The 22,482-nt window shown below is 72.2% G+C and carries 22 protein-coding genes; 11 read left to right on the top strand and 11 right to left on the bottom strand.

Annotation, left to right across the window (positions count from 1 at the left end):
* Nucleotides 1-31 precede the first annotated feature (31 nt).
* The 5 genes from pstS to mshD form a co-directional block, all read right to left on the bottom strand.
* Entirely contained in the window at nucleotides 32-1,207 is a 1,176-nt protein-coding gene (gene pstS / locus C7M71_RS13545; protein ID WP_111491258.1) for a phosphate ABC transporter substrate-binding protein PstS, read from the bottom strand.
* A gap of 228 nt (nucleotides 1,208-1,435) precedes the next feature.
* The gene (locus C7M71_RS13540) at nucleotides 1,436-1,888 is read right to left on the bottom strand and encodes an NUDIX hydrolase (protein ID WP_111491259.1); all 453 of its coding nucleotides are present in this window, start codon (nucleotides 1,886-1,888) and stop codon (nucleotides 1,436-1,438) included.
* A 62-nt stretch (nucleotides 1,889-1,950) separates the two neighbouring features.
* Nucleotides 1,951-3,147 (bottom strand): CHAD domain-containing protein, encoded by a 1,197-nt coding sequence (locus C7M71_RS13535; protein ID WP_114914357.1) that lies wholly within the window; start codon nucleotides 3,145-3,147, stop codon nucleotides 1,951-1,953.
* A gap of 74 nt (nucleotides 3,148-3,221) precedes the next feature.
* Nucleotides 3,222-5,435, bottom strand: a complete 2,214-nt coding sequence (locus C7M71_RS13530; protein ID WP_111489269.1) for an RNA degradosome polyphosphate kinase — start codon at nucleotides 5,433-5,435, stop codon at nucleotides 3,222-3,224.
* Between the two features lie 234 nt (nucleotides 5,436-5,669).
* Nucleotides 5,670-6,644, bottom strand: a complete 975-nt coding sequence (gene mshD / locus C7M71_RS13525; protein WP_229758704.1) for a mycothiol synthase — start codon at nucleotides 6,642-6,644, stop codon at nucleotides 5,670-5,672.
* A 139-nt stretch (nucleotides 6,645-6,783) separates the two neighbouring features.
* Here mshD and C7M71_RS13520 point away from each other — a divergent pair, with 139 nt between their 5' ends.
* On the top strand, nucleotides 6,784-8,304 hold the full coding sequence (locus C7M71_RS13520; protein ID WP_111489258.1) for a DUF1996 domain-containing protein: 1,521 nt from the start codon (nucleotides 6,784-6,786) through the stop codon (nucleotides 8,302-8,304).
* 184 nt (nucleotides 8,305-8,488) lie between these two features.
* On the top strand, nucleotides 8,489-10,360 hold the full coding sequence (locus tag C7M71_RS13515; RefSeq protein ID WP_111489257.1) for a bifunctional metallophosphatase/5'-nucleotidase: 1,872 nt from the start codon (nucleotides 8,489-8,491) through the stop codon (nucleotides 10,358-10,360).
* A 34-nt stretch (nucleotides 10,361-10,394) separates the two neighbouring features.
* Here C7M71_RS13515 and C7M71_RS13510 read toward each other — a convergent pair whose 3' ends face one another.
* From C7M71_RS13510 to C7M71_RS13490, 5 genes are all read right to left on the bottom strand, one after another.
* Nucleotides 10,395-11,885: a HAMP domain-containing sensor histidine kinase gene (locus tag C7M71_RS13510; protein WP_111489256.1), complete on the bottom strand. Its 1,491-nt coding sequence runs from the start codon at nucleotides 11,883-11,885 to the stop codon at nucleotides 10,395-10,397.
* A 5-nt stretch (nucleotides 11,886-11,890) separates the two neighbouring features.
* Nucleotides 11,891-12,655 (bottom strand): response regulator transcription factor, encoded by a 765-nt coding sequence (locus C7M71_RS13505; protein ID WP_111489255.1) that lies wholly within the window; start codon nucleotides 12,653-12,655, stop codon nucleotides 11,891-11,893.
* Between the two features lie 147 nt (nucleotides 12,656-12,802).
* A complete protein-coding gene (locus C7M71_RS13500) occupies nucleotides 12,803-13,975 on the bottom strand; it encodes a S1C family serine protease (RefSeq protein WP_111489254.1) in 1,173 nt (390 codons plus the stop codon).
* A gap of 118 nt (nucleotides 13,976-14,093) precedes the next feature.
* Nucleotides 14,094-15,125, bottom strand: a complete 1,032-nt coding sequence (locus tag C7M71_RS13495; protein ID WP_111489253.1) for a LacI family DNA-binding transcriptional regulator — start codon at nucleotides 15,123-15,125, stop codon at nucleotides 14,094-14,096.
* 162 nt (nucleotides 15,126-15,287) lie between these two features.
* Complete coding sequence (locus tag C7M71_RS13490; RefSeq protein ID WP_111489252.1) at nucleotides 15,288-16,031, bottom strand: response regulator transcription factor; 744 nt, start codon at nucleotides 16,029-16,031, stop codon at nucleotides 15,288-15,290.
* 477 nt (nucleotides 16,032-16,508) lie between these two features.
* Between C7M71_RS13490 and C7M71_RS13485 the strand changes: the two genes are divergently transcribed.
* From C7M71_RS13485 to C7M71_RS13460, 7 genes are all read left to right on the top strand, one after another.
* Nucleotides 16,509-17,360 carry an alpha/beta hydrolase family protein gene (locus C7M71_RS13485; RefSeq protein ID WP_111489251.1) on the top strand — a complete coding sequence of 284 codons (852 nt, stop codon included), beginning with the start codon at nucleotides 16,509-16,511 and terminating at the stop codon, nucleotides 17,358-17,360.
* 107 nt (nucleotides 17,361-17,467) lie between these two features.
* Nucleotides 17,468-17,743, top strand: a complete 276-nt coding sequence (locus tag C7M71_RS13480; RefSeq protein WP_111489250.1) for a MoaD/ThiS family protein — start codon at nucleotides 17,468-17,470, stop codon at nucleotides 17,741-17,743.
* 116 nt (nucleotides 17,744-17,859) lie between these two features.
* Entirely contained in the window at nucleotides 17,860-18,573 is a 714-nt protein-coding gene (locus C7M71_RS13475) for an LmeA family phospholipid-binding protein (protein WP_111489249.1), read from the top strand.
* Nucleotides 18,574-18,817: 244 nt separating this feature from the next.
* Complete coding sequence (locus C7M71_RS33210; RefSeq protein ID WP_377274234.1) at nucleotides 18,818-18,898, top strand: Ms5788A family Cys-rich leader peptide; 81 nt, start codon at nucleotides 18,818-18,820, stop codon at nucleotides 18,896-18,898.
* A gap of 218 nt (nucleotides 18,899-19,116) precedes the next feature.
* The gene (locus C7M71_RS13470) at nucleotides 19,117-19,956 is read left to right on the top strand and encodes a sulfurtransferase (protein ID WP_111489248.1); all 840 of its coding nucleotides are present in this window, start codon (nucleotides 19,117-19,119) and stop codon (nucleotides 19,954-19,956) included.
* A 40-nt stretch (nucleotides 19,957-19,996) separates the two neighbouring features.
* Nucleotides 19,997-20,287, top strand: a complete 291-nt coding sequence (locus C7M71_RS13465; RefSeq protein ID WP_111489247.1) for a DUF1416 domain-containing protein — start codon at nucleotides 19,997-19,999, stop codon at nucleotides 20,285-20,287.
* Nucleotides 20,288-20,372: 85 nt separating this feature from the next.
* Nucleotides 20,373-20,573 carry a DUF3099 domain-containing protein gene (locus C7M71_RS13460; protein WP_111489246.1) on the top strand — a complete coding sequence of 67 codons (201 nt, stop codon included), beginning with the start codon at nucleotides 20,373-20,375 and terminating at the stop codon, nucleotides 20,571-20,573.
* 79 nt (nucleotides 20,574-20,652) lie between these two features.
* Here the strand turns inward: C7M71_RS13460 and C7M71_RS13455 are convergent, their stop codons facing one another.
* Nucleotides 20,653-21,015 (bottom strand): DsrE family protein, encoded by a 363-nt coding sequence (locus tag C7M71_RS13455; RefSeq protein WP_111489245.1) that lies wholly within the window; start codon nucleotides 21,013-21,015, stop codon nucleotides 20,653-20,655.
* A 312-nt stretch (nucleotides 21,016-21,327) separates the two neighbouring features.
* On the opposite strand from C7M71_RS13455, the gene C7M71_RS13450 reads away from it, so the two are divergent.
* Together C7M71_RS13450 and C7M71_RS13445 are read left to right on the top strand one after the other, a co-directional pair.
* Nucleotides 21,328-21,927, top strand: coding sequence for an FABP family protein (locus C7M71_RS13450; protein ID WP_111489244.1), 600 nt, complete (start codon nucleotides 21,328-21,330; stop codon nucleotides 21,925-21,927).
* An 87-nt stretch (nucleotides 21,928-22,014) separates the two neighbouring features.
* Nucleotides 22,015-22,473 (top strand): Fur family transcriptional regulator, encoded by a 459-nt coding sequence (locus tag C7M71_RS13445; protein ID WP_111489243.1) that lies wholly within the window; start codon nucleotides 22,015-22,017, stop codon nucleotides 22,471-22,473.
* Nucleotides 22,474-22,482 lie beyond the last annotated feature (9 nt).

Genomic DNA, 22,482 nt, shown 5'->3' with positions numbered 1-22,482 from the left:
GACCGCACGTGCCAGGGTCGGACTCGGCCCGTCAGGCGAGGGTCGGGATGACGGCCTTCACCTTGGCGGCGACCTCGGCGGGCAGCGGCACATAGCCCTTGTCGGCGATGGCCTGCTGCGCCTCGTCGCTGATGGTGTAGTCGAGGAAGGCCTTGACGCCGGGCAGGGTCTCCGCCTTGTTGCCCTTGTCGCAGACGATCTCGTAGGTCACCAGGACCAGCGGGTAGGCGCCGTCGGCCTTGGTGGCGTAGTCGAGGCCCAGGGCCAGGTCGCTGCCGGTGCCCTTGACCGTGGCGAGGCCGATGGTCTTGGCGGCGGCGGCTGCGGTGGCCTCGACCGGCTCGGCAGCGCCGGTGGCGATCTTGGCGGTCTTCAGGCTGTTGTTCTGCGCGTAGGAGAGCTCGACATAGGTGATCGAGTTCTTCTGCTGCTTGACCTGGCCCGCGAGGCCGGCGCTGCCGGTGGCGGCCTGGCCGCCCTGGCCGGCCCACTTCTTGTCGGGCTCGTAGGGCCAGGCGGTCTTGCCGGCGGCGGCCGCGAAGTAGGCGGTGACGTTCTTGGTGGTGCCGGAGTCGTCGGAGCGGTGGAACGCCTGGATGTTGGCGCTCGGCAGCTTGGCACCCGGGTTGAGCTTGGCAATCGCCGGGTCGTTCCACTTGGTGATCTTCGAGTCGAAGATCTTGGCCAGGGTGGGGGCGTCCAGCACCAGGTTGTCGACACCGTCGACGTTGTACGCGATGGCCACCGCGCCGCCGACCATCGGCAGGTCGATGCCCTGGCCGCCGACGCAGACCTTCTTGGAGGCGTCGACCTCTTCGGGCTTGAGGGCGGCGTCGGAGCCGGCGAAGGCCACCTTGCCCTGGTTGAAGTTGGCGATGCCCGCGCCGGAACCGTTGCCGTTGTAGTTGATCACGGTGCCGGAGCACTTGGCCTGGAAGGCGGCCTTCCACACCTCGATGGCGTTGGCCTGAGCGGTGGAGCCGGCACCGAGCAGCTGGCCGCCCTTGCCGCAGTCGGTCGTGCCGCCGGCGGCGTCGGTGGTGGAGCCGGTGGCGGGGTCTGCGGGGGAGGAGGCGGAGGAGGAGGCGTTCGCGCCCGCGTCCTTGGTGTTGTCGTCAGAGCCGCACGCTGCGAGCGACAGCGAGCTGACGACCGCCAGGGCGCCGATTGCGAGGGCCTTGGAACGGCCGTTCCGCTGGAGCTTCACTGTGTGTCCCTTTCTGGCAGCCCCGACTGTCCTGACCTGGGGCTTCACGGTGTTGCGACGACCGTGCCGGGCGTCGGTGACCCTGACGTTAGGCCGGGCAGGTGAAGCGTCAGGCGGGCACACATGAACGGGTGGTGAACCTCGGAGGGACACCAGGGGACCACGGTCGGTAGTAACGGTTTCCTCACGGGGCGGACACGGCCCGGTCAAGGGAATGTCGGTACCATGTCACGCCTGGTCGTGGGAGACCGCGTCCAGCAGCGCGTCGACCAGCACCCGGTCATGGTCGTGGGTCAGCCGGGCTCGGGCCACCGACGCGGGCAGCCACTCCAGCCGGTCGACCTCCCGGTTGGCGGCGAAGGAGCCTCCCACCGGCACCCCGGCCCAGTAGCGGACCTCCTTGACCCGCCCCTGCACCGGATAGCGCCGGGTCGGCAGCGGGGCGCCCAGCACACAGCTCAGCCCGGTCTCCTCGCGTACCTCGCGCAGTGCGGCGGCCCTCGCCTCCTCGCCCGGCGCCAGCTTGCCCTTGGGCAGCGACCAGTCGTCGTACTTGGGCCGGTGGACCAGCGCCACCAGCGGCTCGAACCAGCAGAACCGTGGCTCGGCCGCCTCCCGCGCGGCATCGCCCGACACCGCCGGCAGCCACAGCACGGCGCCGGCCGCCCGTACGGTCTCCATCGGGCCCTCCTTCCCGCCCGCAGGCCGCCCGCTCCCCGGCCCGCGGTCGCGGCGGCGGCCCGCTACGCCTTTGGCCACGGCGTCCACGCCGACCCGGCAGCGTCCGGCCAGGCGCGGCCGAAGGCGTAGCGGGCCGCCTCCACCTCCAGCCGCTGGTCGGCGTGGACCACCCCCAGCACATAGGCCGTGGCCGGGGTGATCCGCGGGGTGCGGGCGGCCGTCGCGGCGGTGGCGGCCGCGTCGCAGGCATCCTGGTGGCGCTCCAGTACGCGGCCCAGCGCCGCCAGCCGGACCACCGTGTCCGGCGCCTGCCCGCCCAGCAGCGGTTCGCACACCTCCAGCGCGCAGCGAGCCCGCTCGGCCAGCGTCCGCACCAGCAGCCAGGGCGCGTCGTCCGAGCCCAGGGCGGTGTCGGCGTCGGCATCGGCGGCGGTGCCGGCGTCCGGAAGGGCCCGCTCCGCCGCGCGCAGCCGGTGCAGCGCGTCCCCGTTGTAGGCCGCCCCGGCACGTACCAGCGGCAGCGACTCCACCGCGTCCACCAGCGACCGCAGCGCCGTCGCCGCCTGCGGCGGCAGCACCTCGTCCGCCGGGCCCCCGGCGACCGCCGTCAGCGGCACCTCGCCGGTCAGCAGGGCCATCCGGTCGGCCAGTGCGTGCAGCCGGGCGGATCGCAGCTCCTGGAGGGCCGCCGTGTGGACGCGGGCGCGGGCCACCGTCAGCTGCCGCTCCAGCAGCGCCCGCGCCTTGGCGGCGCCCGGGTGGCCGGCCAGCATCCCGGTGGCCCCCGGCTGCGGCCCGCCGGGCCGCGGCGGCTGCCGGTCGGCCGCCGCCGTGCCGGTGAGCGAGTCCAGCGAGGCCAGCAGCCGGGCCAGCCGCCGGTTGCAGGAGGGCTCCTGCGTCAGCAGGTCCCGCAGCCAGCGCAGCTCGTCGCGGAGCTGCCGCGCCCAGCCGGGCTCGACCATGGCCGCGAAGGTGTGCAGCGCCCCGCCGACCCGCCGTACGGTCCGCAGCAGCTCGTCGGTCTGCCCGGCGGCCTGCCCGCCGGCCGCTCCGGGGCTGCCGCCGGGCGCTCCCCGCACCACGGGCAGGGCGCGCAGAAAGGTGGCCGCCTGCGCGGTGAGGTACGCGGTGAGCACCTCACCGGCGGTGGTCGCGACGGTGGTCGCGGTGGACGTCGCGGCCGGGGTCACGGCGGTGGTCACGGCCACCGCAGTCGGGAGCGCCCCGGGCTGCGGGGCTGGCGAGAGCGCGTCGGTCATCTGAAGAGGTCCCCGTCCCCCGGGAGCGGTGAGCGGTGAGCGGAGGTGTGCGGGCTAGTGCGGCGGGCGCGGCACTAGCGGGTGGCCGATCCGGGTCGGCGCCTGCGTGACTCGATGAGGAGTTCCTGGACGTGCCGCAGCCGGTGCCCGTCCGCGTCATGCCAGTGGCGGTACCAGGTGCCGTCCGGCCCCAGGTGCCAGGAGGCCGTCTCGTCCGAGGTGCCCAGCTCGATCAGCGCCGAGAGCTCGGCCCGCAGCGCCGGGTCGGTGACCCGCACCAGGGCCTCGATACGGCGGTCCAGATTGCGGTGCATCATGTCGGCGCTGCCGATCCACACCTCCGGATCGCCGCCGTTGGCGAAGACGAAGACCCGCGAGTGCTCCAGGAAGCGCCCCAGCACGCTGCGCACCCGGATGTTCTCCGACAGCCCCGGCACTCCGGGCCGCACCGCGCAGATGCCGCGCACCCACACATCCACCGGCACCCCGGCCTGCGACGCCCGGTAGAGGGCGTCCACCAGCGTCTCGTCCACGATCGAGTTCACCTTGATCTGGACCCGGGCCGGGCGGCCCGCCCGGTGGTGCGCGATCTCGTCGTGGATGCGCGACACCAGGCCGGTACGCAGCCCGCGCGGCGCCACCAGCAGCCGCCGGTAGGACTCCCGCCGGGAGTAGCCGGAGAGCCGGTTGAAGAGGTCGGAGAGGTCGGCGCCCACCTGCGGGTCGGAGGTGAGCAGGCCCAGGTCCTCATAGAGCCGGGCGGTCTTGGGGTGGTAGTTGCCGGTGCCGACATGCGCATAGCGGCGCAGCGTCTCGCCCTCCTGCCGCACCACCAGGGAGAGCTTGCAGTGGGTCTTCAGCCCGACCAGGCCGTAGACGACATGGCAGCCGGCCTCCTCCAGCTTGCGGGCCCACTTGATGTTGGCCTGCTCGTCGAACCGGGCCTTGATCTCCACCAGCACCAGCACCTGCTTGCCGGACTCGGCGGCGTCGATCAGGGCGTCCACGATCGGGGAGTCGCCGCTGGTCCGGTAGAGGGTCTGCTTGATGGCCAGCACATGGGGGTCGCCGGCGGCCTGCTCCAGGAACGCCTGTACCGAGGTGGAGAAGGAGTCGTACGGGTGGTGCAGCAGCACATCCCGCTCCCGTACCGCCGCGAAGATGTCCGGCGCGGACGCCGACTCCACGTCGGTGAGGCCGCGCGCGGTGCCCGCCACGAACTTGGGGTACCGCAGCTCCGGCCGGTCCTGGTCGGCCAGCCCGAAGAGGCCGGTCAGGTCCAGCGGACCGGGCAGCGGGTAGACCTCCGCCTCGCTGATGTTCAGCTCGCGGACCAGTAGGTCCAGCACATACGGGTCGATCGACTCCTCGACCTCCAGGCGCACCGGCGGGCCGAAGCGCCGCCGCATCAGCTCCTTCTCCAGCGCCTTGAGGATGTTCTCGGCGTCGTCCTCCTCGACCTCCAGGTCCTCGTTGCGGGTGACCCGGAAGGCGTGGTGGGCCAGCACCTCCATACCCGGGAAGAGCTCCTCCAGATGCGCCCCCATGACGTCCTCCAGCGGCACATACCGCTGCGGGGACGCCTCCAGGAAGCGGTTCAGCGACTGCGGCACCTTGACCCGGGCGAAGTGCTTGTGGCCGGAGAGCGGGTTGCGGACCACGACCGCGAGGTTGAGGGAGAGGCCCGATATGTACGGGAAGGGGTGCGCCGGGTCCACCGCCAGCGGGGTGAGCACCGGGAAGATGTGCTGCCGGAAGAGGGTGTGCAGCCGGGCCTGCTCCTTGTCCGTGAGGTCGGACCAGCGCACCAGCTCGATGCCCTCGGCGGCCAGCTCCGGCAGCAGGTCCTGATGGAAGGCCGCCGCCTGCCTGGCCATCAGCTCCCGGGAGCGGGTCCAGATCAGGTCCAGCACCTCGCGCGGCTGGAGGCCGGAGGCGGAGCGCTGGGCGACCCCGGTGGCGATGCGGCGCTTGAGACCGGCCACCCGCACCATGAAGAACTCGTCCATGTTGCTCGCGAAGATCGCCAGGAACTTGGCGCGCTCCAGCAGCGGGGTCTCCGGGTCCTCGGCGAGCTCCAGCACCCGCTCGTTGAACGCCAGCCAACTGCGCTCCCGGTCCAGGAAGCGGCCCTCCGGCAGCTCCTCCTCGAACTCCGGGAAGACCTCCTCGGGCGCGGCACCGTCGACCAGGGCCGTACCGGACGGGAGTGGAAGGCCCAGCGTCGCGGTCATACCGCCGATCGGCGGCTGCTCGGTGGCGTGGGGGGATCGAGGGGTGCTGCTCATGGTCTTCAGCTCCTCCTGCACGGTGACGTCCGACTGCACGGTGACGTCCGGCGGTACCGGCTCCCTTCCTGCCGTGCCCCTCCGGGGGCGCCGACCGAGGCGCGGGGGCGGCGCTGCTGACTTCATTCCGCGACCTTCGCAACAGCGGTTGAATCCACGGTAAACAGCGTGTGGCGGGCAGGGAAGCTGAGTCGGTCGTGCCGTCGTCGCCCGCCACCGCCGGTGAGCGTCCGGTCACACGCTCCTGGTTCGGTACATCAGGTCCACCTCGTGCACGGAGAACCCCATCCGCTCGTAGACCCGCAGCGCCGCCGGGTTGTCGGCGTCGACATAGAGGATCGCGGCCCGCAGCCCCCGGTCGGCGGCCAGGTGGCGCAGCCCGACGGCGGTCAGCGCCCGGCCGAGGCCGCTGCCCTGCTCGGCCGGGTCGACGCCCAGCACATACACCTCGCCGACCTGCTCCTGACCGGGGGTGCGCGGGTGCACCTTGGTCCAGTGGAAGCCCACCAGCGCCTCGCCGCCGGCCGTGGAGCGGACGGCCAGGAAGAACCCGGCCGGGTCGAACCACGGCTCGGCGATCCGCTCGGCCAGATCGCGCTCCGTCCAGGCGCCCTGCTCGGGGTGGTGGGCGAAGGCGGCGGCGTTGAGGCGCAGCCACGCCTGATCGTCCGCGCCCGGCCGGAACGTCCGCACCGCCACCCCGTCCGGCAGCGCCGGCTGCGGCAGCTCGGCCTCCAGTTCCTCGGCGGTGTCGGGCAGCGGCCGCCGCAGCTGCCGCAGCTCGCGGAAGAGCTCCAGGTCGAGTACGTCGGCCAGGTGGCGGGCGGCCGGGTGACCGCCGTGCGCCCACGCCCGTACGGCGCCGCCGGACTCCTTCAGCACCGCCTCGGCCAGCAGCCGGCCGTGGCCCCGGCCCCGGTGCGCCGGATCCACCACCAGCTCGGCGGTGGGCGCCTCACCGGCTGCCGAGCCGTCCAGCTGGGCGTAGCCGATCAGGGTGCCGTAGCCGTCGTGCTGGAGCAGATGCCGTACGCCTGCCCGCTCGGCCCGCAGATGCAGGCGGCCCTGCTCGGAGACGGCCTCCCTGCCGTCCTCGCGGGCGGCGGCCTCCAGCAGCGCGCCGATCAGCCGGGCGTCCTCCGGAACGGGCACGGCGACGGTCTCGATGCGGTCCTCGGCGGGGCTCGTCCCCGCAGCAGCAGCGTCCATGGTCATGACCATACGGCTGTCCCGGAGTCGGGCTGTTGAACCGGCCCCCTCCTGTGTGCGTAGAGGACGGCAGCGCCCGGCGGACCAGCTGACCGCGGCGGGCCATTGCCCATACACCCCCGACGGAGGGCACAGCACCATGAGCCAACACCAGCGCGCACAGCGCCGGGGCCGTACGGTGGCCATCGGCGTGGCCGCCGCTCTGGCGCTCGGTGGCGGAGGCTATGCCGCCTTCACAGCCAGCGCCAACGCGGACGACAATGTGACGGCGGCGAGCATCGAATGTCCACGTGTGAACGAACTGCTCGGCAGTGTGCCCGACCAGGCCAAGGCCGAGGTGGACCGTGATCTGGTCCAGGTGGACGCCCTGACCAGCGACGCCAATGCGCGGCTGACGGCGTCCCATGGGCAGGGCGGCCCGAACTTTGTGCAGAACGCGATCCTCGGGCCGCTGCGTGAGCAGCGGGTTGCCATGTTCGACCGGATCGGGACCATCATGGAGCGGACCGGCGGGCAGCGTCCGCAGGGGCTGAACGACCTTGCGGCCTGCTCCCTGAAGAACGGCGGCGGCAGCGGCAGCAGCGACCCGGGCCAGAGCCAGGACAACGGCAACGGCGGCAACCAGGACCAGAGCCAGGATCAAGGCCAGGGCCAGGGTCAGGACCAGGACCAGGGTCAGGACCAAGGCCAGGGCCAGGGCCAGGATCAGGATCAGGATCAGGGCCAGCAGAACAACAGCGGCGACACCCAGAGCGGCAGCGCCGGGATCAGCCCCGAGGGCTTCGCCAACGGCCTGTCAGCCGCCGACTTCGTCTCCATCAAGTCGGTCCGCCCCAATGCCAAGGACCCCAACCTCCGCCGCAGCCCCTCCCGTGGCACCTTCACCTCCCGCTGCGGGGTGAGCGACCACAACAACCCCGCCAACTTCATCGTCGCCCCCGGTGTCGAGAACGGCGCCCACCACGTCCACGACTACGTGGGCAACAAGACCAGCGACGGCTTCTCCACCAACGACAGCCTGGTCGCCGCCGGCACCAGCTGCGCCAAGAACGACAAGTCCGCCTACTACTGGCCGGTGCTGCGCGTCACCCAGGCCGGCGACCAGGGCGACGCCAATGAGCTCGGCGGCGCGGGCGACAAGAACATCGGCACCAAGCTCAGGGCCAGCAGCGTCCGGCTGGAGTTCCGGGGCAACGCCCGCTCGAAGGTCGCCGCGATGCCGCAGTTCCTGCGGATCATCACCGGCGACGCCAAGGCGGCGGTCACCAACGGCCCGGCCAACGCCAAGGCCCAGTGGTCGTGCAGCAATGCCCTCAACCGCAGGCTGACCGACAAGTACCCGCTCTGCGGCAACAGCCAGACCGTGCGCATCCTGGACTTCCCCAGCTGCTGGGACGGCCAGAACACGGACAGCGCCAACCACCGCACCCATGTGGTCTTCCCGGCCGCCGACGGCTCCTGCCAGAACGGCTTCAAGGCCATCCCGCAGCTGCGGATGACGATCAGCTACCGCGTCCCGGCGGGCAGCAAGTTCGCCCTCGACAGCTTCCCGGAGGAGTTGCACAAGCCCGTCACCGACCACGGGGACTTCGTCAACGTCATGCCGTCCAACCTGATGAACCAGGTCGTGAGCTGCATCAACAGCGGTCGCCGCTGCTGATCCCGCACACCCTGCCGACGCCGGGCCGGTCCCTCGACCGGCCCGGCTTCGCGCTGCTCGGGCACCGGACGTACAGCGAGCGGAAACCACTCCGTTACCTGCGCGCCCCTGACAGCTACGCGCGTTGACTCTAGGCTTCCCCTGCCACGCACATGCCACATTCCGTACGGTGAAGGGGAACCCTTTGTCCGAGTCCACCCGCACCCGCGCCCGCCGGCGCCGCCTGCTGACCGCCGGGGCCGCCTCGGTGGGCCTGGTCGCCCTGGCGATACCGGCCGCCGCCGCCTCCGTCCCGGCGCACCACCCGGCCCCGAAGCACCATCACGTCCCGGTGCACCACCCGGCTCCGAAGCACCAGCCTCCCAAGGTGCACGTCGAGAACCTCCAGCTGCTCGCCATCAACGACTTCCACGGCAACCTGGAGCCGCCGGCGGGCTCGTCCGGCACCATCCAGGAGAAGGACGCCACCGGCGCGGTCGTCTCCACCCCGGCCGGCGGCGTGGAGTACCTCGCCACCGAGCTGCGCAAGGCCCGCAAGGGCCACCGGAGTTCGCTCACCGTGGCGGCCGGCGATGTGGTGGGCGCCAGCCCGCTGCTCTCCGGTCTCTTCCACGACGAGCCGACCATCGAGGCGATGAACAAGCTCGGCCTCGATGTCACCAGCGTGGGCAACCACGAGTTCGACGAGGGCTCGGCCGAGCTGCTGCGCCTCCAGAACGGCGGCTGCCACCCCACCGACGGCTGCTACGCCAAGGGCCGCAAGTTCAAGGGCGCCGACTTCGAGTACCTGGCGGCCAATGTCACCAATGAGAAGACCGGCAAGCCGATCCTGGCCCCGTACTGGGTCAAGAAGGTGAACGGCATCAAGGTCGGCTTCATCGGGGTCACCCTCAAGGGCACCCCGGACATCGTCACCGCGGCGGGCGTCAAGGGCCTGAAGTTCGGCGGCGAGGTCGAGACGGTCAACAAATACACCGCCCAGCTGAAGAAGCAGGGCGTCAAGACGATCGTGGCGCTGATCCACGAGGGCGGCTACCCGGCCGGCAACACCTATGACGCGGACTGCGACTCGCCGGGTGCCGGCGCCGGCATCTCCGGCCCGATCGTGGACATCGCCAAGAAGATCGACCCCGAGGTCGACGCGATCGTCACCGGCCACACCCACAACGCGTACAACTGCACCATCCCGGACCCGGCCGGCAAGCCCCGCCGGGTGACCAGCGCCGCCTCCTTCGGCCGCCTCTACACCGAGATCTACCTGCCGATCAACCGCGCCACCGGCGATGTGATCCGCAGCTCGGTGACGGCCGCCAACCATGTGGTCCGCCGGACGGTCCCCAAGGCCGCCGACCTGACCGACCTGATCTCCTACTACCAGAAGATCGCCGAGCCGATCGCCAACCGCACCGTCGGCTATATCTCCGCCGACATCAACGGCCGGGGCAGCAGCGCCTATGAGAAGCCGCTCGGCGATGTCATCGCCGACGCCCAGCTCACCGGTCTGGCCCCGGCCGACAAGGGCGGCGCCCAGCTCGCCCTGATGAACCCCGGTGGCATCCGGGCGGACCTGGTGCAGCAGGCGTCCGGCAGTGAGGGCGACGGCGTGGTGACCTACGCCGAGGCATTCGCCGTACAGCCGTTCACCAACATGATGAACGTGATCGACCTGACCGGCGCTCAGCTCATCGCGGGCCTCCAGCAGCAGGTCAGCGGCTCCAACGAGGCCGCGCCGAAGATCCTCCAGGTCTCCCGGGGCTTCACCTACACCCTGGACCTGACCAAGTCCGGCGCCGACCGGGTGGTCGTCTCCTCGGTCAGGCTCAACGGTGAGCCGATCGACCCGGCCAAGACCTACCGCGTCGCGATGAACGAGTTCCTCGCGGGAGGCGGCGACGGCTTCGCGGCCTTCGCCGGGGGCACCAACAAGCTGGTCGGCGCCTCCGACCTGGATGTCTTCACCGACTATCTGACCGCCCACTCCTCCGCGGCGGCTCCGCTGGCCCCGCCGGCCCAGGACCGGATCACCGTGGTCGGCCCGGGCAGCGACCTGAACTGACGCACGGTCGGCACTGCATCGGCGGGCGGGCTGCTCAGGCGGTCCGCCCGCCGTCGTGCTCTCCGGCTGGAGCGGCCGGAGGGATCGGAGCGGCCGGAGAGATCGCAGCGCTCGGGGAGCCCGGGAGCAGGACCGAGGCGAGGGTGCCGGGGCCGCCGTCGTCGGCCGGACCCAGGGTGACCTCGCCACCGCTGTCCCGCACCGTCTGGGCGACGATGGAGAGCCCCAGCCCGGAGCCGGGCAGTTGCCGGGAGGACGGCGAGCGCCAGAACCGGTCGAAGACATAGGGCAGCTCATCGGGGGCGATGCCCGGCCCCCGGTCGCGTACGGTCAGCCGCCCGCCGGAGAGGGAGACATCGACGGTGCCGCCGGGCGGGCTGTACTTGACGGCGTTGTCCAGCAGGTTGATCACGGCCCGCTCCAGCGAGTGGGCGCTGCCGCGCACATACCAGGGCTGGAGGCGCACCTCGAAGCGGAGCCCCGGCCCGCGCAGCCGGCCCCGGTCCACCGCCCGGGCGGCGATCTCATGCAGCGCCACCGCGCTGATCTCCTGGCCGGAGCGGCCGTTGGTGGGGCGGGACAGCTCCAGCAGGTCGCCGATGAGTGTGGAGAGCTCGCCCATCTGCGCCTGCATATTGCCCAGCAGCCGGGTGCGGGTCTCCGGGGGCAGCGCCCGGCCGGTGGAGTCGCTGCGGACCAGCAGGTCCACATTGGTACGGAGCGAGGTGAGCGGGGTGCGCAGCTCATGGCCGGCGTCGGCGATCAGGCGGGTCTGCCGGTCGCGGGAGTGGGCGAGGGCGGTGCTCATGGAGTTGAAGGACTCGCTGAGCCGGGCGATCTCGTCGGTGCCCGCGACCGGGATGGTGGCGCCGACCTCCTCGGTACGGGCGATGTGCTCCACCACATCGGTGAGCCGGTCCACCGGCTTGAGGGAGGCGCGGGCGACCAGCAGGCCGGCGCTGGACGCCATGATCACGCCGCAGGCGGCGACGATGGCGAGGCGCAGGGCGAGCAGGTCGAGCTGTCCGTCGATCCGGTCGGTGGCCACGGCCAGGGCGACGCCCATGCCCAGGTTGCGGGTGTAGACGCGGACCTCGGTGCCCTTGGCGAGGGTGCCGTCGCGCCAGTTGTCGCTGCCCGGCTCCATGGCGACCGCCTCGTCCGCCGCCGTCACATTGAGCGCGGTGCCGGTGTCGCTGCCGTTGGTGGTGCAGATCAGACCGTCGGGGCCGATCACGCTGGCGACCGTGTCGGACTGCCGCAGGCCCGGCGGTGGCCCATGGTTGCCGCAGAACTGCTGGACCACGGCGATCGGGTCCATCGGACGGGCGCGCGGGACGGTGATGTACGCCCTGAGCCGCTCATCGCGCTGGCGGGAGAGCTGGTCGCGGACCAGCAGCCAGCAGGAGAACGCCGAGACCGCCACCGCCACTGCCACCGCCACCGCCGTGAGCACCGCCAGGCGGCGGCGCAGCGGGATGCGGCGGAGCCAGTCGGTGATGCGGAGGCGGATGCTGCGGTCCATCGCTGTCAGGCGGCGCGGGCGGCGGCGCGCAGGGCGTAGCCGACGCCGCGCACGGTCTGGATGAGCCGGGGCAGGCCGCCGGCCTCGGTCTTGCGGCGGAGGTACATCACATAGACGTCCAGTGAGTTGGAGGAGGGCTCGAAGTCGAAGCCCCAGACCGCCTTGAGGATCTGCTCGCGGGTGAGCACCTGCCGGGGGTGGGCCAGGAACATCTCCAGCAGCATGAACTCGGTGCGGGTCAGCTCCACGGGCCGCCCGTCACGGGTGACCTCGCGGGTGGCGGTGTTCATCCGCAGCCCCTCGAAGGCGAGCACCTCGTCGTCGGCGGCCTCCTCCAGCCGGGCGGCCTCGGTGGCGAGGGCGCTGCGGCGTAGCAGGGCGCGGACCCGGGCGAGCAGCTCGTCGAGGTCGAAGGGTTTGGCGAGGTAGTCGTCGGCGCCCACGTCGAGTCCGGTGACGCGGTCGCCCACGGCATCGCGGGCGGTGAGCATCAGGACGGGTACGGCGTCCCCCCGCGACCGCATCCGGCGGACGGCGGTGAGGCCGTCCATGCGCGGCATCATGACGTCGAGCAGCACCAGCTCGGGCTTCTCCCGCGCGACGGCGTCCAGGGCCTCCAGGCCGTCGGTGGCGGTGCACACGTCATAGCCCTCGAAGGCGAGGCTGCTCTCCAGTGCGTCGCGCAGGGCCGGTTCGTCATCGACCACGAGGATGCGGGCGGTGGTTCCGGGCGCCTCGGGGTGGGTCCTGTCGGCGTCGGGGGGCGTCATGGGGGGCTGGCTCTCCGGGGTCCGTGATATCGGCGATGTCGGCGATATCTGGTATGGCGGGCATGGGTGGGTATGGCCGGTTTGTGGTGCGGCCTGTGTGCAGGCCATTGTCCGCCCGGGCGGGTGAGGCGGGGATAAGGAGCAGCGTCAGGCGGAGAGCGTCTGGCCGGACTGGAGCTGGGGCAGCACCTTCCGCACGGCGTTGATCGGGATGGCGAAGCCCAGGCCGATGGAGCCGGCGTCGCTGCTGCCGGCGCTGGAGCCGGAGGAGGAGTACATCGCCGAGTTGATGCCGATGACCTGGCCGGAGGCGTTGATCAGCGGGCCGCCGGAGTTGCCGGGGTTGAGCGCGGCGTCGGTCTGGAACGCCTGGTACGTCGCCGTGGAGCCCGAGGACCCGGACGAGCCAGACGATCCCGAGGACCCCGATCCCGAGGACCCCGACCCCGAGGACCCAGACCCCGAGGACCCCGGGAAGCCGTCCCCGCCGGGCAGCCGGGGGAAGCCGAAGCCGCCGTTGCCGCGCGTGGACTCCTCGTCCACCTGCACGGTGACCTGGCGGTTCCTGGCGCTGATGATGCCGGAGGTGACGGTGCCGGTGAGTCCTTCGGGCGAGCCGATGGCGACCACCGCGTCCCCGACGGCCACCGCATCGGAGTCACCGAGCGCGGCGGGGGTCAGCCCGCTGACACCGGACGCCTTGATCACCGCCACATCCAGCGCCTTGTCGGTGCCGGTCACCCGGGCACTCGCGGTGGAGCCGTCGGAGAAGGTGACGGTGACGGTGCCGCCCTCGTCCACCGCAGAGGAGATCACGTGGTAGTTGGTGAGGATCTGGCCGCCCGAGGTGAGGATCACTCCGGTGCCGGTCGAGGAGCCGCTGTCGGACTTCACCGAGATCTCGACCACGCTGGGGGAGACGGCGGCGGCGATGGCGGCCACGGTGGAGGCGCCGGCCGAGGTCTTCTCGGCGACCGTACGCGCCACCGTGGAGCCGGCGGCGGCGGTGGTGGTGCCGTGGTCGGCCGCGACCACCCCACCGGTGACCCCGCCGGCCAGCGCGGCCAGTGTGGCCACGGCGGCGGCCAGCACCATCCGGCCGCGCAGCCGGGGCTTTCCGGCGCGGTGTCCGGCGGCCGGCGCTGCGGTCTCCTCGGGCGCGGGTTCGGCGGTGGCGGCGGTGGGAGTGCCGAAGTCCTCGCGGTAGGCGTACTGGCCGTAGGTGGACTGGGGGTGCCCGACGACGGTGCCCTCCAGCACCTGCGGCGGGGTCTGCGGCTGGTCCGGGCTGCTGCTCTGCTGCTGCGGCTGTTCGCTCATGGCCACCAAGCTCCGCCCGGTTCATGAGAACCGGATGAGAGCGGCCTCAGAAGCCGCCGAGAAGCCTGTTGGCTTCTCATAAAGCCTGGTCGTCGCGGCCGGGCCCCTGCGGGCCGGATCAGCCGCAGCCGCAGGAGCGCCGTACGACCAGCCGGTTCGGGAACTGGCGGACCCGCGCGGTGCCCGATCCGGGAACCAGCAGCGAGTCGTCCAGCACCAGGTCGACGGCGGCCCGGGCCATGGCGTCCCGGTCGGAGGCGATGGTGGTCAGCGGCGGGTCGCAGAACGCCGCCTCCGGGATGTCGTCGAAGCCGGCCACCGCCAGGTCCTCCGGCACCCGCACCCCGGCCTCGCGGGCGGCGCGCAGCAGGCCGATCGCCTGGTCGTCGGTGGAGCAGAAGATCGCCGGCGGGCGGTCGGGGGAGCGCAGCAGGTCGAGCGCCACCCGGTAGGACCCGTACCGGTCGAAGGGCACCTCCACCAGGTGCTGCTGGGCGGCGGGGACGCCATGCGCCTCCATCGCCCGCACCCAGCCCTCGATGTGGTCGATCACCGGGTCGCCGGGGGCGGGGGAGGCCACCGGGCCGCCGAAGCAGGCGACGTACGGGTGGCCGTGGACCTCCAGCAGATGGCGTACGGCGGTCTCCGCGCCGTTGACGTCGTCGGTGACCACCGCCACGTCGTCTATGGCCTCCGGACGGCGGTGCAGCAGCACCACCCTGGCCCCCTCGATGGCGGCGAACTCCTCTGCGGCCCGCTCCGAGGGGCCCTGGCTGACCAGGATCAGGCCGGAGACCCGCATGCCCAGGAAGGCGCGGACGTAGTGCACCTCGCGGTCGTCCACATAGTCGGAGTTGCCGATCAGCACCAGCTTGCCGCGCTCGGAGGCGACCCGCTCCACGGCGTGCGCCAGCTCGGCGAAGAACGGCTGGCGGGCGTCGGGGACGACCATGCCGATGAGGTTGGTGCGGCGGCTGGCCATCGCCTGGGCCACGCTGTTGGGGCGGTAGCCGAGCTGATCGATCGCGGCGAGCACGCGCTCCTTGGTCGCGGGCGCGACCGGGCGCGGACCGTTGTTGATGACGTAGCTGACGACCGCGGTCGAGGTCCCCGCCAGCCTGGCCACATCGTCACGCGTCACCTTGGGCACGGGGGGAGTCTACGCGGGTGGCACGGCCCGCCGCCGGACAGTCCGCGGGTTGAGCCGTACGGGTGACTCCCAGGGGTGCCGCGCCGGCCGGGCGCCCTGCGGACGCCCGGCCGACGAGACCGCGCTCAGGTCGGCGCTCAGGTCGGCGCTCGGGGACCTTGCTCAGGGCCGGCGGCGGGACCCGGCCTTGGTGGGCGCCGGATCGGCCGGCGCGGTTGCGGCGGACTTCTCGCTCTTGTCGGGGATCACAAAGCGGTACCCGACATTGCGCACGGTGCCGATCAGCTGCTCGTGCTCGGGGCCGAGCTTGGCCCGCAGCCGCCGCACATGGACGTCCACGGTGCGGGTGCCGCCGAAGTAGTCGTAGCCCCAGACCTCCTGGAGCAGCTGGGCCCGGGTGAAGACCCGGCCCGGGTGCTGGGCGAGGTACTTCAGCAGCTCGAACTCCTTGAAGGTAAGGTCCAGCACCCGGCCCTTGAGCCTGGCCGAGTAGGTGGCCTCGTCCACCGAGAGCTCGCCGCTGCGGATCTCCATCGGGCTGTCGTCGGGCACCACCTGCATCCGCCCCAGGGCGAGCCGCAGCCGGGCCTCGACCTCGGCCGGTCCGGCGGTGTCGAGCAGGACGTCGTCGATGCCCCACTCGGCGGTGACGGCGGCCAGCCCGCCCTCGGTGACCACCAGGATCAGCGGGCAGCCGGGGCCGGTGGAGCGCAGCAGCTGGCAGAGGCTGCGGATCTGCGGCAGGTCGCGCCGGCCGTCGACCAGGATCACATCGGCGCCGGGGGTGTCGACCAGGGCCGCTCCCTCGGCCGGCGCCACCCGCACGCTGTGCAGCAGCAGACCTAGGGCGGGCAGCACTTCGGCGGACGGCTGGAGGGCGTTGGTGAGCAGAAGCAGTGAACTCATACCCGGCAGTCCCCTTTCCGGGTCGTCGCGGTCGTTTCCGGGCCGCTGCCGCCGCAGCCGGTGGACACAGGGGCGGGGACGCGGGTGGTGGATACGGCCGACGGCCGGAGCGGTCCGGTGGGCACGGCGGCGGGTTGCCCCAGCCGTGGGACGGGGACGATGGGGTGCCGGAGGTCCCGCGACCCTCGGCGTTCCGCACCCGCCCTGCCCACCATTGAGCGACCTTTCCGGTGTCCGCCCCTCCGGCCCGCCCGGGGGGCGGGAGCGGGGCGCCTCGCGCCGGGCGGCGGCCCGGCGCGGGGGTCGGTTCGTTGTCCGACCGCCGGTGCACTCCGTCGTGCGGTGGCGGCCGGGCCGTCCGGGTGCGGCGGCACGGGTGGGGTGCCGGCCTCCGGACGTCCGTGTCGGCGTCCTCGAAGCAGAAAAGGACCCGGGGGCGACTCTGCCCGGATCCTCCACGTTAGGAGAATAGCCCACATGACACCCACCGCGAAGGTCCGGACGGCGGACGCCGGGGCCGCCACCGCCTGGAATGCGCCCGCCGAGGCGCTGCTGACCGCCGCCGACGGAACCCGGGTGCACGCCGTCCACACCCCTGGCCGCACCCCTGGCCGCACCCCTGGCCGCAGCGGGTCCGGGACGGTGTTCGTGGTGGCCCACGGGTTCACCGGTGCGGTGGAGCGCCCGGCCGTGCTGCGCGCGGTCCGGGTGCTCTCGCACCATGGCGCGGTGGTGGTCCTCTCGTTCCGAGGGCACGGCCGCTCGGGCGGGCTCTCCACGGTCGGCGACCGCGAGGTGCTGGACCTGGAGGCGGCGGTGGCCTGGGCCCGCTCGCTGGGGTACCGGCGGATCGCCACGGTCGGCTTCTCCCTGGGCGGCGCGGTGGCCGTCCGGCACGCTGCGCTGCACGGAGGGGTCGCCGCGGTGGCCGCTGTGAGTGCCCCGGCGCGCTGGTACTACCGGGGTACGGCGCCGATGCGGCGGCTGCACTGGGTGGTGATGCGGCCGCTGGGTCGGGTGGTGGCGCGGTACGGGCTGCACACCCGGATCGACCCCCGGGACTGGGCCGAGGTGCCGCTGGAGCCGGTGGCGGCGGCCGGGCTGCTGGGACGGACCCCGCTGCTGGTGGTGCACGGCGACCGCGACCCGTACTTCCCGCTGGTCCACCCCCGGTCGCTGCACCGGGCGGCGCAGGCGGCGGGGGTGGACTCCGAGCTCTGGATCGAGCCGGGCTTCGGCCATGCGGAGAACGCCGCCGGGGAGCCGCTGCTGGACCGGATCGGCGCCCGGCTGGCGGCCCGCGCGGCGGCCGGGGGCGCTACCGGCTGAGCCTGGCACCCGGGGTGGGCCGGGCGGGCCGGGTGCGGTGGGGCGGTCCATGATGGGGGGACGACTGCGGGGGGACGACTGCGGATGCGCGAGAGGAGAGGGTGGCCATGGCTGCACGGACGGTGGCCGTCGGCACCATCCGCTACTGGGCGGCGGCCAGGGCCGAGGCCGGGACGGCTGAGGAGGCGTACCGGGCGGCGACCCTCGCCGAGGCGCTGGCGCAGGTCCGGGCCCGCCATGCGGACCGGCCGGGGTTCGCCCGGGTGCTCGGCCACTGCTCGTTCCTGGTGGACGGAGATCCGGTGGGCGGGCGGGATCATGCGTCTGTCCCGCTGGCCGAGGGCGGCACGGTGGAGGTGCTGCCGCCCTTCGCGGGCGGCTGAGGTGGCCGGGCTGCGGCCGTCCGGTCGTACGGCATGATGGTCCGCTCGGCGGAACCGTGCCTCCGGGCCGGGCGTCTGAAGCCGACGACGACGGAACCCACCTCTGAGGGAGCCCCATGCGCGCCTGGCACAAACTGACGATCGCGCTTGTGATCCTGGCCGGACTGCTGGTCGCTGCCGACCGGTTCGCCGTCGGGGTGGCGGATGACAAGGTGGCGGAGCAGATCCAGAGCCGCAAGGGCCTCAGCGCCAAGCCCGATGTCTCCATCCAGGGGTTCCCCTTCCTCACCCAGGTGCTCGCCAAGAAGCTGGACAGCGTCAACCTCTCCGCCGACGGCCTGGAGGTGAGCGGCGGCGGCAAGACCGCGACCCTGCAGACCTTCACGGCGCACATCACCGGGGTCCGGGTGAACAGCAGCTTCTCCTCCGCCACCGCCGACAGCGCGGACGGCACGGCGCTGCTCTCCTACGCGGACGTCACCTCGCTGATCGGCAACAAGGACGCGGCCGTCGCCTACGGCGGCAACGGCAAGATCAAGATCGAGGGCAAGGTCGACACCATCCTGGGGAAGGTGGCGGGCAGCGCCACCGCTCGGCTCACGGTCGGCAGCGGGGACACCATCAAGGTGGGCGACATCTCGGTGAACGCGCTCGGCACCGGGGTGGACGTCGGCTCCGTGCCCGGCCTGAACGAGGCGTTCAGCGCGCTCTTCGCGACCTCGCAGAAGCTCAGCGGGCTGCCGGTCGGGCTCAGCCTGGAGTCGGTCGAGCCCACGCCCGAGGGTGTTGTCATCCACTTCACCGGCCATGACGTGGACCTGGCGGGCTGACCCCGGGCCGGGTCCGTTCCGCCTGGCTGCCGCCTTTCGGTCCGCTCCGCGAGACGCCGTGTCCAGCACGGCTCGCGGAGCGGTGCCGTTTCCCCGGGTGGCGGCCCTCGGAGCGGCACCCTCCGCGCCCGAGCAAGTGTCCGATACCGGCCTCTGTGGTCCGAATATCATTATGCGGACGGGAATGTCTCGCCATTCGATACGCCGATGACATGCGGCGTCCCCAGTCCCTAGCATCGGGGGCATGAAGCGACAGGCGGATCTCACCAAGCGGCGGGCGGTCGACCTGTGCCGCGTCTCCGCCTGCCTGTGTCGAATGTCCTGACCGGACGGCACTTCCCGGTATCTCCGACCTGCCGTCCGAGCCGGTGACCGGTCACGCCCCGGTGCGCCGAGCCCCCGACCGCGCAGGCATATCGCACCACTGAACGCATTCCAGCCCGCCCGCGTCCGTCCCGGTATCCGGACAGTCCGCCGGACACCGCAGCAGCGGACGCGGCCCGTGCGCCCACCTTCCGCAACTGCCCCGGAGGAGAACACACCATGAGCCGCAGCGACGTCCTGGTCGACGCCGACTGGGTCCAGGCCCACCTGGACGACCCGAAGGTGGTCATCGTCGAGGTCGACGAGGACACCTCTGCGTACGACAAGAACCACATCCGCAACGCGGTCCGGATCGACTGGAAGACCGACCTCCAGGACCCGGTGCGCCGTGACTTCGTGGACCAGGCCGGCTTCGAGAAGCTGCTGTCCGAGAAGGGCATCGCCAACGACGACCTCGTCGTCCTCTACGGCGGCAACAACAACTGGTTCGCGGCCTACGCCTACTGGTACTTCAAGCTCTACGGCCACGAGTCCGTGAAGCTCCTCGACGGTGGCCGCAAGAAGTGGGAGCTCGACTCCCGCGACCTGGTCGCCGAGGTGCCCCAGCGCGCCGCCACCGAGTACAAGGCCAAGGCCCAGGACACCTCGATCCGCGCCTTCCGCGACGAGGTCGTCGCCGCGATCGGCACCCTGAACCTGGTCGACGTCCGCTCGCCCGACGAGTTCTCCGGCAAGCTGCTCGCCCCGGCCCACCTCCCGCAGGAGCAGTCGCAGCGCCCGGGCCACATCCCGACCTCGCGCAACATCCCGTGGTCGAAGAACGCCAACGACGACGGCACCTTCAAGTCGGACGCCGACCTCAAGGCCCTCTACGAGGACGAGGGCGTCGACCTGGCCAAGGACACCATCGCGCTGTGCCGGATCGGCGAGCGCTCCTCGCTCACCTGGTTTGTGCTGCACGAGCTGCTGGACCAGCCGAACGTCAAGAACTACGACGGCTCCTGGACCGAGTACGGCAGCCTGGTCGGCGTGCCGATCGAGCTCGGCTCCGGCAAGTAACCCCCCACCCCGACCATCCCACCACAAGGAGAACCAGCGCATGTGCGGTGCGAAGGCCGGCGGCCCCGACCTGGCAGGAGTTGACGTGGCGAGCGAGACCATCATCCAGGGGTCGGTGACCCGCGACGGCGAGCCGGTCAACGGCTATGTGCGCCTGCTCGACGAGGGCGGCGAGTTCACCGCCGAGGTCCCGACCTCGGCGACCGGGCAGTTCCGCTTCTTCGCGGCCCCCGGCACCTGGACCCTGCGCGCCCTGATCCCGGGCGCGACCGTGGACCGCAAGGTCGTCGCCCAGCAGGGCGCCTTCACCGAGGTCGCCATCGCCGTCTGACCGGTACGACGGACGACGGGAGCCCGGCCGCCGAGTGATCCGCGGCCGGGCTCCGGCATGCCCGCCTCCGCCGTACCGTTGAGCTATGCAGGCGCGACGACGGCATCTCTACTTCGCCCTGATGGGCACCTGCGTGGGCCTCTTCGTGCTGGCCTGGGCGGTGGTGCGCATCTGGTCGGTCCCGGCCGCCATCGCCATGTGCGTGGTGGCGATGGTGATCCCGCCGTGCGCCGCCATCGTCGCCAACCGGCGCGGCCCGGACGACCGCTGGTGGGACGAGAAGTAGCGCCCGGTACGCGCCCAGCGCCCCCCGGTACAGCAAGCGCCCCCCGGGTGCAGCAGGCGCCCCCGGTACAGCAAGCGGCTCAGTACACCAGCGCCTGCGCGCCGTCGGCCATCGCCTCGCTGACGAAGACCTGCGCCCCCGCGATCCGCACGCCCTCCACCACATCGGCCTGGGTGATCTCCCGGCGGGCCGCACACTGGGTGCAGAGCGTGACCGAGCCGCCCGCCAGCACCGCCTCCAGCAGGTCCGGCAGCGGCGCGGCATGCGGCAGCTCGAACTCCGCCGCCCGGCCCGGCAGCGCGAACCAGGACGACTCCCCGGTCAGCCAGAGCGACACCTCGACCCCGCTGGCGACCGCCACCGCCGCCACCGTGAACGCCTGCGAGCAGCGCTCCGGCCCATCCGCACCTGCGGTGACCTTGATGACCAGCTTCTTCGCCACTGCCTGCTCCTCGCGTCGTACGGCGGCCGGCGCCAGCCTACGTGGTGGGCCTCACGGCGACCCCGGATCACCGGCCACTAGACTGCCAGCTGCAGCATCCCGCTCAACCGTCGAAGCCCTGAGGAGCACAGAGGTGCTTGAGACCGCTTACACCGTCCTGCTGGCACTGGTGGCCGTGTCCATCGTCTGGTTCGCGGTCTTCGCCGTCCTGAAGCTGTACCAGGGCCAGCGCTGACCCGGGGTACGGTTGAGGGCGGCGCCGCGCCATCCGCCACCCCCCGTACCGCGACACCCCGAGGCATGACCAGGACCATGATCGAGATCCCCTCAGACCTCCACCGGGACGTCGTCCCGCTCGCCTTCCTGCTCGGCACCTGGGAGGGCGCGGGAGTCTACGCGCCCCTGGACGAGAGCAGGCCCGGCCGCGAGAAGTGCAACTTCGGCCAGGAGGTCATCTTCCGCCACGACGGCCGCCCCTTCCTCGAATACCGCTCCCGCACCTGGGTGCTGGACGCCGAGGGCCACAAGGTCCGCCCCCTGGAGAACGAGTCCGGCTTCTGGCGGATCACCAGCAACGCCGACGGCGCGAGCGGCGCGCGCGGCATCGAGATCGCCATGGTCCGCGACGAGGGCGTCATCGAGATCTGGTACGGGGAGCTGGCCGACGGCCGCCCGCAGATCGACGTCGCCACCGACGCGGTGGCCCGCGCCCAGTCCGCCGAGCCCTACAGCGGCGGCAAGCGGCTGTACGGGCTGGTCAACGGCGAGCTGATGTGGGTGGGGGAGAAGGCCGCCCCCGAGATCCCGCTGCGGCCCACCATGTCCGCCCAGCTGAAGAAGGTCCTCAACCCGGCCAAGCTGATCGAGGACATCGCCGACCTCCCCGACGACGGCATCGCCTTCTTCCGCTGACCCGCCCACGGCCTCCGGTCCCTAGACTGGGGAGAGGCGGGACGCCCGAGTGCGCGGGATCCCGAGCGTGAGGGACGGAGAACCGTGGTGAGGCCCAGCACCGAGACCGGCTCCAGCGACTGGAAGACGGAGCTGCGCACGCGTGGCTACCGGCTCACCCCACAGCGCCAGCTGGTGCTGGAGGCCGTCGACGCGCTGGACCACGCCACACCCGACGACATCCTCACCGAGGTGCGCCGCACCGCCAGCGGGGTCAACATCTCCACGGTCTACCGCACCCTGGAGCTGCTGGAGGAGCTGGGCCTGGTATCCCACGCCCACCTCGGCCACGGGGCGCCGACCTACCACCTCGCCGACCGGCACCACCACCTGCACCTGGTCTGCCGCGACTGCGGCAAGGTCACCGAGACCGACACCTCGGTCGCCGCGCCGCTGGTGGACCGGCTCCGCACCGAGCACGGCTTCGACACCGACATGAAGCACTTCGCCATCTTCGGCCGCTGCGCCGACTGCACCGCCCGTCGGGAACAGGGCGACGGCTCGTAGGGTCCGCCA

The sequence above is a fragment of the Peterkaempfera bronchialis genome, assembly GCF_003258605.2.
In the GTDB taxonomy this organism is placed as follows: domain Bacteria; phylum Actinomycetota; class Actinomycetes; order Streptomycetales; family Streptomycetaceae; genus Peterkaempfera; species Peterkaempfera bronchialis.
This window is presented reverse-complemented; position numbering and strand designations above follow the sequence as displayed.

Coding starts and splice junctions, on each gene's coding strand:
- mshD (WP_229758704.1), bottom strand. CDS start 6,644: ATGGACGCTGCTGCTGCGGGGACGAGCCCCGCCGAGGACCGCATCGAG.
- C7M71_RS33210 (WP_377274234.1), top strand. CDS start 18,818: ATGAAGCGACAGGCGGATCTCACCAAGCGGCGGGCGGTCGACCTGTGC.
- C7M71_RS13490 (WP_111489252.1), bottom strand. CDS start 16,031: ATGAGTTCACTGCTTCTGCTCACCAACGCCCTCCAGCCGTCCGCCGAA.
- C7M71_RS13505 (WP_111489255.1), bottom strand. CDS start 12,655: ATGACGCCCCCCGACGCCGACAGGACCCACCCCGAGGCGCCCGGAACC.
- C7M71_RS13530 (WP_111489269.1), bottom strand. CDS start 5,435: ATGAGCAGCACCCCTCGATCCCCCCACGCCACCGAGCAGCCGCCGATC.
- C7M71_RS13535 (WP_114914357.1), bottom strand. CDS start 3,147: ATGACCGACGCGCTCTCGCCAGCCCCGCAGCCCGGGGCGCTCCCGACT.
- C7M71_RS13510 (WP_111489256.1), bottom strand. CDS start 11,885: ATGGACCGCAGCATCCGCCTCCGCATCACCGACTGGCTCCGCCGCATC.
- C7M71_RS13450 (WP_111489244.1), top strand. CDS start 21,328: ATGATCGAGATCCCCTCAGACCTCCACCGGGACGTCGTCCCGCTCGCC.
- C7M71_RS13475 (WP_111489249.1), top strand. CDS start 17,860: ATGCGCGCCTGGCACAAACTGACGATCGCGCTTGTGATCCTGGCCGGA.
- C7M71_RS13470 (WP_111489248.1), top strand. CDS start 19,117: ATGAGCCGCAGCGACGTCCTGGTCGACGCCGACTGGGTCCAGGCCCAC.
- C7M71_RS13480 (WP_111489250.1), top strand. CDS start 17,468: ATGGCTGCACGGACGGTGGCCGTCGGCACCATCCGCTACTGGGCGGCG.
- C7M71_RS13520 (WP_111489258.1), top strand. CDS start 6,784: ATGAGCCAACACCAGCGCGCACAGCGCCGGGGCCGTACGGTGGCCATC.
- C7M71_RS13460 (WP_111489246.1), top strand. CDS start 20,373: ATGCAGGCGCGACGACGGCATCTCTACTTCGCCCTGATGGGCACCTGC.
- C7M71_RS13500 (WP_111489254.1), bottom strand. CDS start 13,975: ATGAGCGAACAGCCGCAGCAGCAGAGCAGCAGCCCGGACCAGCCGCAG.
- C7M71_RS13540 (WP_111491259.1), bottom strand. CDS start 1,888: ATGGAGACCGTACGGGCGGCCGGCGCCGTGCTGTGGCTGCCGGCGGTG.
- C7M71_RS13465 (WP_111489247.1), top strand. CDS start 19,997: ATGTGCGGTGCGAAGGCCGGCGGCCCCGACCTGGCAGGAGTTGACGTG.
- C7M71_RS13485 (WP_111489251.1), top strand. CDS start 16,509: ATGACACCCACCGCGAAGGTCCGGACGGCGGACGCCGGGGCCGCCACC.